We start from the raw sequence: 17,091 nt of genomic DNA, 5'->3' as shown, positions 1-17,091 counted from the left end.
TGGTTGCGACATTCCTACAAAACTTGTTTAAAAGTTGAGGTTTCAGCATGAGTACGACCGTCAGCATCCTTGCCGAAATTCCTGAAGAATTGCACGAAACCCTCAAGAATTATCTAGAGTCCCACCCCGATTGGGATCAGGATCGCGTATTTGCCGCAGCTTTATCTTTGTTCCTATTACAAAATGGTGGCAGCGATCGCCTTGGTGGTGCATCCCATAGCTATCGCAGCACCGCCAAAGTGTATCTCAACGCTTTATTTCAGCACTCACTCTAGTAAGCATGGCTTAAACCTATGTGCGATCGCCCAATTCCGCCACCTTCTAGATATGGGTACTCTCTTGCAATTGATGTTGATTCTTTACCCGAAGGAGTCACTATACAAAAGTATGAGAAGTTGGATGATGTTCGCTGGTTTATCATTAACTCTAGCGATAAACCGCTAATTATTCACGAAAGGTTTCATTTAGATGGTGAACTTAATTATGGTGAAAAGTTGGTTTCAGGAGAGGTCTACCAATATTTTCGTAATGGCATTCCTATGGAAGGGAAACAGCATTTAAAGGGTTGGCAACTATCTTCTGTAGGCAGTACGCTTTTTTATTTAGAGCAAGAACCCCATAAGATTTATGAAGGACGGCTTGAGAACTTATCTAAAGCTTTGCCAGACCCTGAACAGATCTACTTTCCTGCCAAATATGATGGTAAACCTCATTATATTAAGGTTTTTATTCATTACCACTTGAATGATTTATATGATCAGTACTACCTCAGTCAGTGATCACCAGAGATTTAGAAACATCCTCTTGTATTAGACTGAAGAGCAAAACGATACTCAATCTTCAACCGTTATGATCGCCAATTCTGCCACCAATATCAATCAACCTCTAGATGTTCTTGTCGTTGGGGCAGGAATTTCTGGTTTAGCGATCGCCCATGAATTAGCAATCGCCAAAAATTACCATGTATTAGTGGCAGAAGCTCAGGATCGTGTGGGTGGTGCAATTACCAGTAATCGTAATGATGAAGGCTATCTCTGGGAAGAGGGACCCAATAGTTTTCAGCCAGCACCAGAGTTATTACGTCTAGCCGTACAGGTGGGTCTCAAGGATGAGTTAGTACTTGCTGATGGTAAATTACCGCGATTTGTATTTCTTAATGGCAAGTTAAATGCGCTGCCGATGAGTCCTCCCACAGCGATCGCCTCCAAAATCTTGACTTGGGGCGGCAAAATCCGTCTAGCCCTAGGTGCATTAGGTTTTGCGCGTCCTGCGATGAGTGGCGAAGAATCCGTTGATCAATTCTTTTCGCGCCTACTCGGTAAGCAAGCCGTAGAGCGATTAGTTGCACCTTTTATCTCTGGAGTCTATGCGGGTGATCCTAAACGACTCAGTGCTAGAGCTGCATTTTCTAAAATTTTCCGCCTAGAAAATGGCTATGGTGGTTTGCTCGCAGGGGCAATCCTGACCGCAAAAGAACGCAAAGCCCAAAAGCTGAACGATCCCAATATTCCCAAGGTGAAGGCTGGCGAACTAGGTTCTTTTCGCCAAGGTATTAAAATGCTGCCCGAAGCGATCGCTACCAAACTTAGAGATCAAGGTACGGCTGTCAAACAACAATGGACTTTGCGATCGCTAGAAAAGCAAGGCGAAATCTATATTTCTCAGTTTGATACACCTACGGGTGCAGAAACCATCACTTCGCGATCGGTAGTTCTGACCACTCCTGCCTATGTCAGCGCTAAGTTATTGCAGGACTATTTACCTGCGGCGAGCCAAGCTCTGAGCGATATTTTCTATCCGACCGTTGCCTGTGTCGTACTTGCCTATCCCAAAAGCGAATTTGCCTATGACATGAAGGGATTTGGCAATCTTATTCCGCGCACGCAAGGCGTAAGAACCCTTGGTACAATTTGGTCATCGAGTTTGTTTGCAGGACGCGCCCCTGAAGGTTGGCAACTATTACTTAACTTTATTGGTGGCACACTCGATCCTGCTCTGGCAAAACTTTCAGAAGCTGAGATTGTTCAAGCGGTGCATCAAGATCTCAAGAAAACAATTTTGCGTCCTGATACGAAAGCCGAACCCAAGGCGATCGCAGTGCATGTGTGGGACAAGGCAATTCCTCAGTATGAGATTGGACATTTAGAGCGTCTAGCGACGATAGAAGCTGAATTGCAAAAGTCACAGGGTCTGTATGTCAGCGCGAATTTTATTGGTGGTGTTTCGCTTGGTGATTGCATTAAACGGGGTCTACAAGAAGCTAGTAAAATTGATGCCTTTTTAAGTAGTCAAGGATAATCAAAAACCTGTGGTGCACGCATAGCCTACGCCACAGGTTTTTAGACTGTTTTTTGATTATGCTCAGCTACTTAGTAAGCGCCATCAAAAATAGCAATCCTAAATGGTTTGTGGAAGCGCACCCCGAAGGGGTGCGCTTCCACAAACCTAAAAATCTACAAATGATTTAGGACTGCTATAGCAGTGAAAGTTTTGCTTAGGACATAAAACCCAAATAAACAAAGACGGCGCTTCGCGCCGTCTTTGTTTATTTGGGTTTTGATTTGTCCTAGCTATCTCTTTCATTGCTATATATGCTGATTCTTAACAATTTTGCGATGGCGGTATAGATCTGCTGTGATGCAAATCACATCGTCTTGGTTACGGCTATCATAAGTTAATAAATAGATATAAGCTTTTTGACAATATTTCTCAAAATATTTATCAAAATCATCATAGAGTGAACATCTAGCTAACTATTCAATGGGCTGAATAGTTACTGCTTTTCTACGGCACAAGAAAAGTAAACATCATAGAAATAGATAGTTGCTACTTAAAGCTTATTTATACAGGCATAGGTAGTATGAAAGGCATCATCAATTACGGTAGTTTCGTTTCCATTGCACAATTAACTGATATCCATCTATTTGCAGATATTGAGCGCTCTTTGGTGGGCATTCCAACGGAATTCTCTTTTCAAGAAGTTCTGATGAAAATAAAAAGAACCTTGCCACAGATTGATTTACTCATGCTGACAGGGGACTTAACTCAAGATGGTAGTATTGCTTCCTATGAGCGGTTGAGCCAGTCCCTTAATAACTTTGGAATTCACTCCTATTGTTTAGCGGGTAATCATGATGACTTACCTGTTATGCAAACATATTTACCTAACGAATATGTTCATCTCAGCCGATCGCTTGATGTTGGTAAATGGAGAATTTTGTTACTTAGCTCCGTAGTTGAGGGCGCGGTTCACGGATATCTTTCAGGTGCTGAATTATCCTATTTAGAAAACAATCTGAATGCCTATCCCGATCGCCCTACCTTAATTGCTTTTCATCATCCTGCTGTACCACTTGGCTCAGAATGGATTGATGGTATTTGTCTAGAAAATCAAGATGAATTTTGGGCGATCTGCGATCGCCATCCACAAGTAGAAGTTGTCCTGAATGGTCATGCCCATCAAGAGTTTGATGAAATCTATGAAACTCCCCATAATTCAGTACGCTGTTTAGTCACACCTTCAACTTGTATTCAGTTTCAGCCCCAAAATCCCAAGTTCCAAATTGATAGTCAACCTCCTGGATTCCGTCATTTGCGCCTTTATCCTAACGGCACAATGGAAACTGAAGTCCATCGTCTCAAAGTGGGTAGCTTTCAGCCTGATCTGGCAGCAGTTGGGTATTAAAGTGATAGTATAAAAAGTCGCTTAGTGACTTTTTATACCAACCCTTAGAGCAAATGCAGCCGCAGATCATAGTTATTAAAATTGGCACATCTAGCCTCAGTCATCCTGAATCAGGGGATCTTCAGCTAGCGACGATCGCCAAGTTAGTAGAAGCGATCGTTCATTTGCGTCGAGAAGGGCATAGCGTAGTTTTGGTATCGTCGGGCGCAGTGGGAATTGGCTGCGGTAGACTCGGATTGAAACAACGTCCTCGCAAAATCTCTAAAAAGCAAGCAGTGGCTGCCGTTGGGCAAGGACGCTTAATTAGAATTTATGATGACTTCTTTGGCTCGTTGCAACAACCCGTTGCACAGGTTCTCTTAACTCGTGGCAATCTGATTCAACGTCAGCATTATATGAATGTTCACGCGACATTCCATGAGCTGCTGGAACTAGGAGTTGTGCCAATTGTGAATGAGAATGATACAGTTGCTGTCGATGAATTGAAATTTGGCGATAATGATACGCTGTCGGCTTTGGTAGCTAGTTTGATCGAAGCGGATTGGTTATTTCTCTTAACCGATGTTGATCGCCTTTATTCCGATGATCCACGCCAGAATCCCGATGCTCAGCCCATTGAGTTTGTGGAATATGAACAGCTTCAGGGACTCCGTCAAGCGATCGGGGAGAAGCAAGCCTTGGGCGCACAGGGGGGCGGTACACAATGGGGAACTGGCGGAATGACAACCAAACTGGATGCGGCGAGAATTGCATCGGCAGCGGGAGTTCGCACAGTAATTACTAGAGGTGCTTTTCCCGATCGCATTGCGGCAATTCTCAAGGGAGAGAACTTTGGTACACAATTTGCTGCTCAACCCAAAACTGTAAATGCCCGTAAACGTTGGATTGCCTATGGTATGGTTCCCGTCGGTAAGCTGTTTTTGGATGATGGCGCAGTCAATGCAGTGATTAGTAAAGGGCGATCGCTCTTGCCTGCGGGGATTACCCAAGTGGAAGGAAAATTTGAGGTGAATGAATCGGTGAGTTTATGCGATCGCGATGGTAAGGAAATTGCTAGGGGCATTTCTAATTACAGCAGTAATGATATTGTGCGTATTCTCGGTTCGCAGTCAGAAGATATTCCTAAATTACTAGGATTTGATGGTGAAGAAACCGTAATTCATCGGGATAATTTAGTTAGTCTCTAAAACTAACTGCATGATCCTCTCAGGCAAATCCCGTACTTATCATGACCCAATTCATGGAGCGATTACTCTGAATGGTAGCGATCGCACTGAGGCGTTATTAATTCAACTAATTGATACACCTGAGTTTCAACGCTTAAGACGCATTCATCAATTAGATATTGCCTACTTTACCTTTCATGGGGCAGAGGGTTCGAGGTTTACGCATTCCCTAGGAGTCATGGCGTTAACTCGTCGTGCTTTTGAGGCGATCGTGATCAAATATCCTTATCTGGAAATCCATCGCACTGTGGTTTTAGTAGCTGCCCTGCTGCACGATCTCGGACATGGGGCTTATAGTCATGCCTCTGAAGAGGTTTTTGGGAGTAACCATGAAATCTGGACTTTGCGATTAATTAGGTTTGGCAAAATTGCCGAGGTTCTCGACAGGTTCTCTCCGAATTTAATAGATGATTTAGCAAAAGTATTTACGAAAAAATATCCAGTCCCATTTATTTATCAATTAATTTCGAGTCAAATTGATTGCGATCGCCTTGATTATTTAGAGCGTGATAGTTATTTCACGGGGGCAAAGTATGGACAGTTAGATTTAGATCGCATTTTATTAGCACTAAGATTTGATCCAATTTCTCAAAGTTTAGTGATTGGTCGCAAGGGAATCGTGGCGATCGAGCATTATTTAACGGTGCGCTACTTTATGTATTTACAGGTTTATAACCATGCGAAAAACTTAGCCGCCAGATTTGTTTTAGAAAAGATTTTTCATAGAGCCAAAGCCTTAATTTCTGCAAATCTTTCTCCAAATCAAATATTTGCCGATCGCACCATTACCGCTTGGCTCAACCAAGATCCGCAAACTCTTACCTGTGAGGAATATCTTGCCTCCGATGATATTGTTTTTGCCTATCACATCCATCGCTGGCGCGATAGTGAGGATGCGATTCTCGCGGATTTATGCCGCCGCTTTCTAGATCGCGATCTATTCCACGCTACTGAAATCTCACACCTCGATGATATTCAGCAACAGGAACAACTGGATATTTGGTATGCAAAATTGCAAGCTCTGGGACTCGATCCGAAATACTATTGTGGCATCCGTGTATCGCGGACTAAGGGCTATAGCATTTACCGCCAAGGTATTAACATTCAAACGGAACAGGGCTTGCAGGATATAGCTCGACTTTCGCCATTAGTGCAAGCGATCGTGCATCCAATTCAAAGAGCATGGTTGGTTCATCCATAAAAAATTCGGCGTTAATATACTTGGCACACTGCACAGATTTTTACCCCCCTCAGTCCCCCCTTGAAAGGGGGGAAGTCTAAGTTCTCCCCCTTTCAAGGGGGAGTTAGAGGGGGTTTGCAAGATTTGGTGTGCTAAGTATATTAATGCCAAAAAAAAGCACTGCTTTTTTAGGCAGCTTGCCAAGTGGGATAGTCGGTATAGCCTTTTTCATCGCCACCGTAGAAGGTGTTGCGATCGGGCTTATTCAAAGGTGCATTTGCAGCGAAACGCTCTACGAGATCGGGATTAGCGATGTAGAGACGACCAAAGGCAACGAGATCTGCCGAACCTGAAGCGATCGCTTGATTACCAGTTTCAAAGCTATAACCACCTGCGGTAATAATCGGGCCGTTATAGATAGGTCTGAAGAAATCTGCACCGAGATCGGGTTGATCTTCAGCCGAGCCAAATCCTTCGACTCTGGGCGCGACCAAATGCAAATAGGCAAGATTAAAGCGATTTAGTTCCTTCACAGCATAGCCAAAGATCGCGGCACGATTGGAATCATACATACTGTTGAATGTGCCACTAGGAGAGATTCTCACTCCGACGCGATCGCTACCCCATACATCTACTACTGCCTCAGTGACTTCCAATAATAGACGAGCGCGATTCTCTACTGAGCCGCCATAGATATCAGTACGATGATTGGTGTTGTCTTGCAAGAATTGATCGAGGAGATAGCCATTAGCACTGTGAATCTCTACACCATCAAATCCTGCTTCTAGAGCATTCTTTGCACCAATCCGATATTGCTCGATTATTTGGGGAATTTCCTCTAGTTCCAAGGCGCGAGGTGTGACATAGGGCTTCATCCCTGTATAGGTAGCAACTTCACCTTCTGGGGCGATCGCTGATGGTGCAACGGGCAATTTGCCATCGGGCTGTAAATCTGGATGGGAAATTCTGCCTACGTGCCAAAGTTGTAAGAAAATCTTGCCACCCTTAGCATGGACAGCATCTGTGACTAGTTTCCAACCTGCAACCTGCTCAGGAGAATGAATGCCAGGGGTATTGGGATAGCCTAAGCCTTCGGGACAAACCTGTGTAGCTTCGGTAATTAATAATCCTGCTGAAGCGCGCTGTTCGTAATGTAATGCGTTTAATGCTGTTGGCACGTTACCAGCAGCAGCCCGATTGCGCGTTAAGGGAGCCATCACGATCCGATTAGGCAATGTATAACGACCTAGCTTAACTGAAGAGAGAAGAGGTGCGCTCATGGGTTTAATTGTTATGTAGGAAGGTTTGGATTTCTAATGTTCGATTATAAGCGAACAATAAAACTTTATGCAATAATGTAATGGTATCCTTTCTAGAATTTATTTCTTTTGAGATACTAAGCATGATGCACTGCACCAAGCTTAGTTCGTCATCAAAATGATATGGATAGATTTGTTTAAAGTTGTCTGTGATGCGTCAATATCAACATCCCGATCGCGAAAATATTTCTCTCACTGGAGTGCTCTATGCCCTCAGCGATCCAACGCGCCTCCAAATTGTGAAAATGCTAGCAACACAGGAAGAGATTACCTGCGGCGAATTCTGTTTGGAAATGAGTAAATCTACGCAGTCCCATCACTTTAAAGTGTTGCGCGATATGGGAATTATGTATACGCGCTTAGAAGGAACGCAGCATTACAATTCCCTCCGTCGCGAAGATTTAGATGCGCGTTTTCCCAATTTGTTAGATGCTGTGTTGAATGGCATAAATTAAAAGCAGTGCTTAGCACTGCTTTTAATTTATCTGGCGGAACCACGATAGATGCGATCAGCTTGTTCGCGAGACATCCATGAGGGTAAATCACCGGGGTTATTGGTTGGTGTTTGAGGTGCAGTCTTTTGATATGCCGATGGAATTGGGGGCGCATCGGTATGTACAAAATGCCCCTTGTTGTCACTACCAGAATTGGCTAGCAGAGTTTGTGGTACTTCAAACTCATCGGTTTCAGGATTGTAGGCAAGAACTTCCCCTGTCTCAATGTCATAGATCCAGCCATAAATTGCCATCTTGTTTTGATGCAACTTTGAGCGAATGACAGGATAAGTTTTCAGATTCTCAATCTGGGTGACGACATTCTCCGCCATTGTAATTGCCAGCAACTCTTCACCCTTGGTATCAGCGTAATTTTCCTGAATTAGGCGACGGGTTGACTCAGCATGTTGCAACCATTCATAGACTAGAGGCATCTCAGTTCTGAGTTTTTCCAGCTTCAATAAGCCCTTCATCGCGCCACAGTTAGAGTGACCGCAGATAATGACCTGCTCAATGCCGAGGACATGAATGGCATATTCGATCGCTGCGCCTTCGCCACCATTGGCAGCACCAAAGGGCGGTACTAAGTTTCCTGCATTACGGATTACAAATAGCTCGCCGACACCTGACTGGGTAATTAGATGTGGCACGATCCGCGAATCGGAGCAAGTGATAAACAATACTCGCGGTTTTTGTCCTTCGGCGAGTTGTTCAAAAATTTCTTGGTTGGCAGGGAAATAGGACGATTGAAACTTATGTAAACCCTTTAGTAGCTTTCTCATATACCAGTGTTGACTCAGGATGCAGCAATTTATTGCTTGCTTATTGTTATTTAGTTTATAGCGCTTTGCGCTCTCCCTAAAACCAAGTCGATAATTTGTAAAGTCTAACCAAATACTCCCTTCCCACCGAAGAAATAGACATATAAAACCAAGAAACAGAGGTGCGGGACTTCGCCCCGCACCTCTGTTTCTTGACTAGGAAAGGAGTATGACTTCTCAAATTTTAAACTTGAGGAATCGTGCACCACATCGATCGCGTCAATTGAAAGCCTAGTTTTACCGAGAGGCGATCGCCATTTAGTAAATGTTGGCGGGTCTTTTTTAAGATCTCTGGATTGGCACAATAGATTCTAGCTATTGCATACTTGCGGTTTGGTAATAGCACCCGCAACAGTAAGATCGTGCCACTTGACCATGCGATCGTCCGAAATTGGGTGTCTCTCTTGGGGGCAAGCCACTGAAATCTTCTACCGCTAGCTTTTAAATATGCGCCAAAATCACTTAATGCTACAGGTATATTTGTCAACTTCAATTTCATTGCTTACTCTGAAAATTTGCATCTTGATTCCTACAAAATATTTATTGATTTTGTCCTAAAAAACAATAGTTATTTAGCTGAGAAAAGTCCAAATAACGAAAGACGGAGGCTTGCTTCGTCTTTCGTTATTGAGGTTATAGATAGCTAACGTTAGTTCAGGTTAAGCTGGAATATATGAGAGAGGGTTGGCTACGCCAACCCTCTCTCATACCGTTTCAAGTTATCCCAAACTCGCATTAGTTAGGGGGAAATCAGCAGTAAGCATCTGGGCATAATTCCAGATTCAAAAAGCTATGGCGCACGCGCAGCGTGCGCTATAGCTTTTTAGCTACTTAGTAGGTGATTTGCAAAGTGACAGAAGCATCGACTTTCTGCTCACCACCTAAAATCGGTACGGAGTTGGCATCCTTTGCAAATGCTTGTAAACGTGGTTGTGGAACTGGATAGGCGATCGCTGATTCCCCAACGTTAATTGTCTTGATAGTTTTAGCTGTAAAACCTAAAGCACCCAAAACTGTATTGGACTGAGTTTGAGCGTCTTTCACCGCATCCTGAAGTGCCAGTTGTTTGGCAGCATTTAACTCCGCATCCGTAGCGATAAAGGTGATTTGCTCAATTTGATTTGCCCCTGAGTTAACTGCTGCATCAAGGGTAGAACCTGCTTTATCTATGTCTACGACAAAGCTGACACTTGTTTGTCCCGTAAATCCATCTTGACGTTGACGATTGTTTTCATAGACATATTTGGGATTAAGTTGAATGCTCGTAGTTTGGAGCTTTTCTACGCCTAGTTGTTGTAGTCGCGAAACAATGCTATTGGCTTGCCGACCAATTTCTCCTTGAACAGCGATCGCGGTTTTACCCTCGGCAGTAACTCCTAGTTGAATTCTCGCTTTGGTAGTTTTGACGGATCTTTCCCCTCGACCTGTGACGGTGATAACGCGCTCATTTTTAATGGCTTGAATGCTTGCCGAACTTTCTTGGGCTTTTGCGGAAGGGGCAATGATTGCGATCGAGGGAACGCAAAAGGCAAGACTAAGAACAAATGTAGTTAAGGGACGCATAGGATTAACTCTCTTTTATTTTTTGATATTTTCATTTCTACTGTCTTTACGATATCACTCAAATAATAGAGAGTTCATCTGGTTGCACTTTCGGAAACAACAATATACAAGGTTCCCTTTTTTAACAAAATAAGCACGAAGTGCTTATTTTGTTAGATCTTGATATCACGGCGGGTAATGCGACCGTTAGGCGCATCAATGTAGCGAGGTAAAGTACTCTGATCGATAACCTTGAGCGTATCCATGTCGTAGGTTGTATAAATTGTTTCCGCAGTTTCTAGCTTAATATCGATGACGGAAACAGTCCGATTTGGGGGAATATCACCACTCAAAAGGCGGCGTGGTCCATCGCCTAAAACACCTGCATTCAGAAGTTCCAATTTCCCTTTATGGGCGGGATAATAGGCGTGATCATGTCCACTAATGTAGGTGTGAACGTTGTATTTCTCAAACAAAGCTCTTAAGCGATCGGCATCATCTAGATAATTACCTGCCGTCTCGCGTCCCTTGGCAACCGCATAGAGGGGCAAATGCCCGATCGCAATGCGTAACTTCGCTTTTTGAGCAGCTTCGCTCGCGAGACTTTTTTCTGCCCATTTCAACTGATCCGATGGAATCTCTGATGTGGAAGCATCCCAAGTTAAAAAGAAAATATCATTTTGGGCAAATGTATAGTAGAAGGGAAATCCTGCGCGATCGACAAAGTTCAAATTCGCATCATGCTTGGGATCTTGCCAATATTTAATCACAGCATTGCGATCGTTCTCAAAGGTTGACTTCCCTCCAAAGGATGAACCTGATGCATCGTGATTCCCAATCGTAAATCCAAAGGGAAGTTTCGCTTTACGGATTGGTGCAGCAATATGCTTATCAAAGCCTTGCCACATAGCTTCTATTTCCGATGGTTTGAGACTATTGTCTTGTCCTGCCACCATATCGCCGCCACATAATACTAAGTCTGGTTCCCAAGCTGGCACAAAGGCGATCGCCTGTTTGACCTGAGCAATATAGTCAGTTGAGCCATAGGCACTATTAAGATCACTAATCACGACTATCCGTACATCACCTCGCGCAGGGGCATATAGTCCTTTAGGTGCAGGATTTGGCGATCGCGCAACAGTTGATTTGGTGGGTTTAGGATTATTGGCTGTAGTTGCTTTAGGATCTGCGGGGGCGATCGCTTGACTGTTACGACTCAAGATTCCCGAAACTGCCGCGCCACCAATCCCAGCACCAAGAGCCAATCCACCTAATATCAATAACTGCCGCCGTTTGATTGCCATAGGAAATTAAGTATCTAATCGATCTGATTGCTGCAATATTTTATAGCTTTTATAGCGATCGCTAGGCGTAATTGCGGTAGATGCTGAAATGACTTGACAATGGTTTAACGAAAGTATTGATAGCGATCGTCCAGATGATGTAAAGCTTTACCTATGATTGTCTTTCTAGATTACGGCAATAGCTCTAAGTAGTCGATTCCTTCAGGTCTAATAATATTAAAGTGGCGGCGATCTAAGGTCAAAATCTTATGAATATTATGACTTTCGGCAAGGGCTACCAAACTAGCATCAACAAAGCCAATCGGAATATCAGAATATCGAGCCATAATTTCTGTAGTGCGCCGAATTTCTTCAATCTCTATCGGTAAATAGATAAATGCGCCCTCTGTCATTGCCTCTAGAAAAGATCTGACAACTGCTTCACCAAGATATTTTGTAACTAAGTAGTCTACTTCGGGTAGAACTGTAACAGGAATCAGCAGATCAAAGGATTGAGCGACTTCAACAACTGCGGCATGGTGTTTGTCGTCTTCGTCAAGTAGGGCAATGATTGCGCCAGTATCAGCAATAACTCTAATCATTCTTTCCAAAGCAGTTCATCAACTCTTTCAGAGAGATCGGAGATGCCACTTTTACCCATGCCAACGCATTTAGGCAATGTCTTTTTCTTGTTCACAACATAAAGTTGGATTGCTTCTTGAATAATTTCCGAAGGTGTTTTGCCTCCTTGAACAGAAAGTCGCTCAAGGACTTGTTCGGTTTCTTGAGGAAGATATATAACTGTGGGTTTCATAACTGTTGTATTACCATTTCTGCATACTCATCATTCTTATCAGAAAACCATTTAGGGAAATATCTTATTGCTTTATCATATTTTATTAAAATATCAATCTCTTCGCCATCAGACAGCAAACTAATTTCTTGTTCAATTTCTTGTATAGATTTAGCAAGTAAAACATTTGTGAAAATCAATATAGCTTCTCCAAGAAAAATTTTTTGTTCAAGGAAGTCAAAAGACACTTCATGTCGCATCCGTAAAGTTTGCGAAGATTTTGTTTCTACGGAATACATATCCTTCATTACCTCTATAAAGCTAAAGGCTTTAGATTTTTCATAAGTGTAAGATACTTCTCCTCTACGAGATTCAAACAACTTCCCATTTGCAAATACATTTTCAAGGTATAAGGCACTACTGAATGTATCTGGATCTATGGATTCTGGAAGTCTAAGATCAATTCCAAGTTCTTGGTTGATTTTAATGAGAATATCAAGAAACCTTATAGCTTTATCAAAATAATCTGTATTAAGATTTGAATTGATCTCACTACCTAAATCCTCTAGGATAATTTTTTCATTTTCAAGCGAAATGATTTTAAAATTTGATTCACGTAAAAAAGCAGAGTGCATTAAGTAACTTTTCTTTGCTTGAACAGCATTTATTGTAGATGGATAGACACCTGTATAAGTAAGAATTGTCTTGTCACTCTTTAAATTAGATACTAATGTCATTTCCCCTATAAGCTGTCCGCCTTTAAGAAGAAATTCAACTTCTTGCGTGCCGAAGCGAATGATCGTCATGTTAGTCATATTAACAGCTACTGGAGATTGTCCTTCTGGTGCTATCTCTAATCGAACTGGAATTGTAATATTTGGAATCTCTCTTGAAAAAGACAACCCTCCTGACTGTAAAGGAGGGTTTCCAATAACTGGGAAAGTTATGCTTGACTCCCATATATATTCATCTGCTTCAAGATGTACACTTTCTCCTTTCTCCATTGCTGAAATAAATTTTATTTTTCCAGACTGTCCTGCTTGTGTGTTAGGAAATATAACTTTACCAATATTAAGATTGTCAGCTTCAGGTGTTGGGATAAGTTTGATGGTTACATTTCCATCAGTATCTAAATTGCTAATAGAAAATTTGATGCCATGATTTTCAGCTTCTGCTTTTCTTAAAATTTTTGCGATTGCTATATTAGGAAGTAATACCTCTTGTTCAGTTTGTACTAAAAATTTTCCACTTTCTATTTTTTCTAGCAACTTTCTATTGATTGCGAGTATCTCTTCAGTATTTTCTTCAACTCTATTAATAGTTTCGTTATATTGAGCTATGGCTTCACTCAAAATGTTTTGCGGAACCTCATAAGATTGCCGAGAAAACTTAACCTCATGATCGGCTTTCATTTTTCTAAGAACGTCAACCGTATACTTTACGGTGTCATTAGTAACAGCATGATGATTACGACACAGTATTATAAGATTCTCGAAAGAAGCTCTTTCATCTTCAGACTGCTGAGGATTATACCTCTCACCACCTTTTGACGCAGCCTCAATATGGCATACTTCGCCTACTAAATGTCCTTCATCCGTAGCAATTATTTGATTGCAATCTGGAAAAGCACAACGATTACCAGAACGACTGAAAAGACGTTTTATAGTTAGCTCGGTAGGATGCTTTCTTGTCATGTATATTTCACTTTTGCCACTTAAGTCCAAGGACTTTTACATAATAATCTTATGACTAGTTTACTCTTATCAATATATCTAGACAATACAAAAGCGTATAATCCAGACTGAATGTTCTTAAGTAGACAGATTTTCAGAGTGTCTCATCCCTATTACCATCATCAATCAAACTGCTAAATTACTGACACTTGTTTAGGCGATCGCGTTATCATTTAGGATAAATAGCTAAAAAAATTCTAGAGAAACTGTAATAAGGTAATCAAGATGACAACTGAGCCTATTGATAACTCTGAATCTATAGAAGAAGTTCCCAACATAGATTCCGCAATGACTACACCTATAGCCAATCAGAAGCAGGGGAGATGGGGAAAAGTATTTGGAGCGGTCTCTGGAGTAGCAGGATCGGTAGGTAATGCAGTCGGTGGAGCAGCTAGTGCGGTTAGTGGCTCTATGGTTGTAGCGGGAGATTCCATTGGGAATGCCGCAGGAGCAGTTGGCGGTGCGGTTGGAGCATTGTCTAAAACCTTTGGTGGTGCGGTAGTTGGCGGCATCTCGACAGCAACTAGTACGACGGGACAGGCGATCGACGCGATCGGAAACAATTTTTTGATTAAAAAAGTTGCTCAAACCTTCAAGGCTGATTGGTTGTTGCAAATACTAGAGCAAGTTGATGTTAGCAAGGCAGAAACTGAGGTTAAGCGACTTCAACAGAAGTATCCCAAGGATTCAGCTAATCAAATAGCCCAAAGGATTATCAAACAAAAGACAGTATTTGCAGGTGCTAGTGGATTTGCGACCTCGATTGTTCCTGGGGCAGCAGCTATATTTTTTGCGGGCGATCTCATTGCTACAACTACACTTCAAGCCGAAATGGTCTATCAAATTGCCAGTGCCTATGGAATGGATCTTCAGGATTCGACCAGAAAAGGTGAAGTTGCCGCAGTATTTGGATTAGCTTTTGGCGGCAAAATGGCAATCAAAGCAGGGTTAGGAATGCTTAGGAATATTCCCATTGCTGGCTCAGTGATTGCGGTAAGTTCTAATGCAGTGATGCTTTATACCTTGGGGCAGGCAAGTTGCGCGTTTTATGAAGCTAAACTCAATCCTGTCAATTTTGAGGAGAAATTAGAAGCAATTCAGAAAGATAGTGAGGAGATTTTAAAAAGTGCTCTTCCACAGGAAGAAATCATTGATCAGATTCTTGTGCATATAATCTTAGCTGGCAATCAAGATAAAAATAAGGAAGAGATTTTAAATGACTTGAGAGCAGCTAACCTCAAATCTGAGTCGATCAATGCGATCGCTAGTTACATTGATGCGCCGATGCCCCTTGAAACTTTGCTCAGCGATATCAAACCAGAGTTTGCGTTATTTTTGTGCGCTCAATGTCAGAAATTTGCCATGCTAGATGGGATTGTCACGCCTGAAGAAGCTGAACTAATTAAAATGATTGAGCAAACATTGGCAAAAAATAAGTAATAAGTAGCTCGACATAACTATAAACAAAACCCATATTTCTGTACTGCACGCTACGCGTGCAGTACAGAAATATGGGTTTTAAGTTTACTTATGCTTGACTACTTAATGCGTGGCTTTGCCACGCATTATTACTTATTTCAAGGAATCAATTTTTTAAATAGAATTAAGCAGGTGTTGAGAAGCGGATTTTGAGATAATCATCTTCCATTTTTGCACCAGAAGTTTGGAGAACCGATAGAGCTTGAGGTAACACTAAATTGCGGCGATGATTGCCAATACGGATATTTAGCTCATCACCAGTCTTCGTTAACTCAATCTTTTCCTTCGGCACACCTGGTAAATACAATTCCAAACGATATTGCTTGTTCTCTTCTACCACTCGCATTGTATTTTCTTTGTAATAGACCTGCGAAGGATCTTCGTTGCCATATAGAGTTTCTTTTAAGCGTTCTAGGGCAGCAATCCCACACATCTCTTCTGCATAGAGAGGAATTTGCTTGATGGGGAGAGGATGAAAATCGCGATGAATCTGTTCGCAATATTGCTTCTGATTATCTTTCCATGCCTTAAAGAATGGATCTTGCACTTCTTCAGGGATAATCCGATTAGCGATTACCATATCGGTGGCAACATTGTAAAGACTGAGATAGGAATGTGCCCTCAAAGACTCATTGATCACCATCTTTTCAGGATTTGTCACCAATCTTACGGTGGTAGTTGTGTTGTCTGTGAGGATTTTTTCGAGAGATTCTAACTCTTCGTAAAACTCGTAGGGGGCATCCATTACCTCTTTATTAGGTAAAGAGAAGCCAGTCACCCGCTTAAAGATCGGCTCAAATACAGGATTTAAAACCTGTGCCATTCCTTGCAATGGTTTATAAAACTTCCGCATGTACCAACCTGCAACTTCTGGCAGAGAAAGTAACCTTAGAGCAGTTCCTGTTGGTGCAGAGTCAATTACTAATACATCAAATTCCTTTTCATCATAGTGACGTTTAACGCGCACTAATCCAAAAATTTCATCCATCCCAGGCAAAATTGCTAATTCTTCTGCTTGCACTCCTTCTAAGCCCCTAGCTTGCAGAACTTCGCTGATGTAGCGCTTAACTGCTCCCCAATTCCCTTCTAGTTCCCTTAAAGCATCTAGTTCCGCTCCCCAAAGATTTGGACGGACTTCTTTAGGATCATGACCTAACTCGACCATAAAGCTATCAGCAAGGGAGTGAGCAGGATCGGTACTCAAAACTAATGTTTTATAACCTAATTCAGCACAGCGTAGACCTGTGGCTGCTGCTACGGAAGTTTTACCAACTCCGCCTTTTCCTGTCATTAAAATGATACGCATGGTCGATATGACTCGTCTTGTTTAATTTTAATTATTTAGAACCTAGAACCAAAAACGCAAAGCGCGATTAATCCTAGTTGATTTTGAATAAATGGGTTGCTTAGCAAATCTTTACATTTGTTATCCATTCTAACATCGATATCGCGATCGCCAGTATGAAAAACTTAAGGATTTATGAAGCCTATTCTCTATTTTCTGGTTTTTTAGGCTACATATATGTTAGCTTAGCG

General features: G+C 42.1%; 17 protein-coding genes. 8 read left to right on the top strand and 9 right to left on the bottom strand.

Going from position 1 to position 17,091, the window contains the following annotated elements:
- The first annotated feature begins 47 nt into the window (after positions 1-47).
- The 6 genes from NMG48_RS00280 (at position 48) to NMG48_RS00255 (ending at position 6,112) form a co-directional block, all read left to right on the top strand.
- Positions 48-275, top strand: a complete 228-nt coding sequence (locus NMG48_RS00280) for a DUF2811 domain-containing protein (RefSeq protein WP_271253493.1) — start codon at positions 48-50, stop codon at positions 273-275.
- A gap of 18 nt (positions 276-293) precedes the next feature.
- Entirely contained in the window at positions 294-779 is a 486-nt protein-coding gene (locus NMG48_RS00275) for a hypothetical protein (protein WP_271253492.1), read from the top strand.
- A gap of 70 nt (positions 780-849) precedes the next feature.
- On the top strand, positions 850-2,298 hold the full coding sequence (hemG, locus tag NMG48_RS00270; RefSeq protein WP_271253491.1) for a protoporphyrinogen oxidase: 1,449 nt from the start codon (positions 850-852) through the stop codon (positions 2,296-2,298).
- Positions 2,299-2,860: 562 nt separating this feature from the next.
- Entirely contained in the window at positions 2,861-3,685 is an 825-nt protein-coding gene (gene cpdA, locus NMG48_RS00265; RefSeq protein ID WP_271253490.1) for a 3',5'-cyclic-AMP phosphodiesterase, read from the top strand.
- A gap of 53 nt (positions 3,686-3,738) precedes the next feature.
- Positions 3,739-4,872 carry a glutamate 5-kinase gene (proB, locus tag NMG48_RS00260; RefSeq protein ID WP_271253489.1) on the top strand — a complete coding sequence of 378 codons (1,134 nt, stop codon included), beginning with the start codon at positions 3,739-3,741 and terminating at the stop codon, positions 4,870-4,872.
- A 10-nt stretch (positions 4,873-4,882) separates the two neighbouring features.
- Positions 4,883-6,112 carry an HD domain-containing protein gene (locus NMG48_RS00255; RefSeq protein ID WP_271253488.1) on the top strand — a complete coding sequence of 410 codons (1,230 nt, stop codon included), beginning with the start codon at positions 4,883-4,885 and terminating at the stop codon, positions 6,110-6,112.
- Between the two features lie 167 nt (positions 6,113-6,279).
- On the opposite strand, the gene NMG48_RS00250 is transcribed toward NMG48_RS00255, so the two are convergent.
- Positions 6,280-7,371 carry an alkene reductase gene (locus NMG48_RS00250; RefSeq protein ID WP_271253487.1) on the bottom strand — a complete coding sequence of 364 codons (1,092 nt, stop codon included), beginning with the start codon at positions 7,369-7,371 and terminating at the stop codon, positions 6,280-6,282.
- A gap of 191 nt (positions 7,372-7,562) precedes the next feature.
- Between NMG48_RS00250 and NMG48_RS00245 the strand changes: the two genes are divergently transcribed.
- Positions 7,563-7,865 (top strand): ArsR/SmtB family transcription factor, encoded by a 303-nt coding sequence (locus tag NMG48_RS00245; protein ID WP_271253486.1) that lies wholly within the window; start codon positions 7,563-7,565, stop codon positions 7,863-7,865.
- A 26-nt stretch (positions 7,866-7,891) separates the two neighbouring features.
- Here NMG48_RS00245 and NMG48_RS00240 read toward each other — a convergent pair whose 3' ends face one another.
- The 7 genes from NMG48_RS00240 to NMG48_RS00210 all read right to left on the bottom strand — a co-directional run bounded on the left by NMG48_RS00240 (position 7,892) and on the right by NMG48_RS00210 (position 14,067).
- Positions 7,892-8,686 (bottom strand): carbonic anhydrase, encoded by a 795-nt coding sequence (locus NMG48_RS00240; RefSeq protein WP_271253485.1) that lies wholly within the window; start codon positions 8,684-8,686, stop codon positions 7,892-7,894.
- Between the two features lie 223 nt (positions 8,687-8,909).
- Entirely contained in the window at positions 8,910-9,224 is a 315-nt protein-coding gene (locus NMG48_RS00235) for a hypothetical protein (RefSeq protein ID WP_271253484.1), read from the bottom strand.
- A 332-nt stretch (positions 9,225-9,556) separates the two neighbouring features.
- The gene (locus tag NMG48_RS00230; RefSeq protein ID WP_271253483.1) at positions 9,557-10,288 is read right to left on the bottom strand and encodes an SIMPL domain-containing protein; all 732 of its coding nucleotides are present in this window, start codon (positions 10,286-10,288) and stop codon (positions 9,557-9,559) included.
- 152 nt (positions 10,289-10,440) lie between these two features.
- A complete protein-coding gene (locus NMG48_RS00225) occupies positions 10,441-11,571 on the bottom strand; it encodes a metallophosphoesterase family protein (RefSeq protein ID WP_271253482.1) in 1,131 nt (376 codons plus the stop codon).
- 170 nt (positions 11,572-11,741) lie between these two features.
- Positions 11,742-12,152, bottom strand: a complete 411-nt coding sequence (locus NMG48_RS00220) for a type II toxin-antitoxin system VapC family toxin (protein WP_271253481.1) — start codon at positions 12,150-12,152, stop codon at positions 11,742-11,744.
- The gene (locus NMG48_RS00215; protein WP_271253480.1) at positions 12,149-12,364 is read right to left on the bottom strand and encodes a CopG family transcriptional regulator; all 216 of its coding nucleotides are present in this window, start codon (positions 12,362-12,364) and stop codon (positions 12,149-12,151) included. Before NMG48_RS00215 ends, NMG48_RS00220 begins: the two co-directional genes overlap by 4 nt.
- A complete protein-coding gene (locus tag NMG48_RS00210) occupies positions 12,361-14,067 on the bottom strand; it encodes an HNH endonuclease (RefSeq protein WP_271253479.1) in 1,707 nt (568 codons plus the stop codon). The genes NMG48_RS00215 and NMG48_RS00210 overlap by 4 nt, the downstream gene beginning before the upstream one ends.
- A gap of 234 nt (positions 14,068-14,301) precedes the next feature.
- Here NMG48_RS00210 and NMG48_RS00205 point away from each other — a divergent pair, with 234 nt between their 5' ends.
- Positions 14,302-15,516: a hypothetical protein gene (locus NMG48_RS00205; protein WP_271253478.1), complete on the top strand. Its 1,215-nt coding sequence runs from the start codon at positions 14,302-14,304 to the stop codon at positions 15,514-15,516.
- Positions 15,517-15,679: 163 nt separating this feature from the next.
- On the opposite strand, the gene NMG48_RS00200 is transcribed toward NMG48_RS00205, so the two are convergent.
- Complete coding sequence (locus tag NMG48_RS00200) at positions 15,680-16,861, bottom strand: TRC40/GET3/ArsA family transport-energizing ATPase (protein WP_126386162.1); 1,182 nt, start codon at positions 16,859-16,861, stop codon at positions 15,680-15,682.
- Between the last annotated feature and the right edge of the window lie 230 nt (positions 16,862-17,091).

Origin of the sequence: Pseudanabaena sp. Chao 1811 (assembly GCF_027942295.1) — a bacterium.
Lineage (GTDB): Bacteria > Cyanobacteriota > Cyanobacteriia > Pseudanabaenales > Pseudanabaenaceae > Pseudanabaena.
This window is presented reverse-complemented; position numbering and strand designations above follow the sequence as displayed.

Coding starts and splice junctions, on each gene's coding strand:
- NMG48_RS00280 (WP_271253493.1), top strand. CDS start 48: ATGAGTACGACCGTCAGCATCCTTGCCGAAATTCCTGAAGAATTGCAC.
- NMG48_RS00275 (WP_271253492.1), top strand. CDS start 294: ATGTGCGATCGCCCAATTCCGCCACCTTCTAGATATGGGTACTCTCTT.
- hemG (WP_271253491.1), top strand. CDS start 850: ATGATCGCCAATTCTGCCACCAATATCAATCAACCTCTAGATGTTCTT.
- cpdA (WP_271253490.1), top strand. CDS start 2,861: ATGAAAGGCATCATCAATTACGGTAGTTTCGTTTCCATTGCACAATTA.
- proB (WP_271253489.1), top strand. CDS start 3,739: ATGCAGCCGCAGATCATAGTTATTAAAATTGGCACATCTAGCCTCAGT.
- NMG48_RS00255 (WP_271253488.1), top strand. CDS start 4,883: ATGATCCTCTCAGGCAAATCCCGTACTTATCATGACCCAATTCATGGA.
- NMG48_RS00250 (WP_271253487.1), bottom strand. CDS start 7,371: ATGAGCGCACCTCTTCTCTCTTCAGTTAAGCTAGGTCGTTATACATTG.
- NMG48_RS00245 (WP_271253486.1), top strand. CDS start 7,563: ATGCGTCAATATCAACATCCCGATCGCGAAAATATTTCTCTCACTGGA.
- NMG48_RS00240 (WP_271253485.1), bottom strand. CDS start 8,686: ATGAGAAAGCTACTAAAGGGTTTACATAAGTTTCAATCGTCCTATTTC.
- NMG48_RS00235 (WP_271253484.1), bottom strand. CDS start 9,224: ATGAAATTGAAGTTGACAAATATACCTGTAGCATTAAGTGATTTTGGC.
- NMG48_RS00230 (WP_271253483.1), bottom strand. CDS start 10,288: ATGCGTCCCTTAACTACATTTGTTCTTAGTCTTGCCTTTTGCGTTCCC.
- NMG48_RS00225 (WP_271253482.1), bottom strand. CDS start 11,571: ATGGCAATCAAACGGCGGCAGTTATTGATATTAGGTGGATTGGCTCTT.
- NMG48_RS00220 (WP_271253481.1), bottom strand. CDS start 12,152: ATGATTAGAGTTATTGCTGATACTGGCGCAATCATTGCCCTACTTGAC.
- NMG48_RS00215 (WP_271253480.1), bottom strand. CDS start 12,364: ATGAAACCCACAGTTATATATCTTCCTCAAGAAACCGAACAAGTCCTT.
- NMG48_RS00205 (WP_271253478.1), top strand. CDS start 14,302: ATGACAACTGAGCCTATTGATAACTCTGAATCTATAGAAGAAGTTCCC.
- NMG48_RS00200 (WP_126386162.1), bottom strand. CDS start 16,861: ATGCGTATCATTTTAATGACAGGAAAAGGCGGAGTTGGTAAAACTTCC.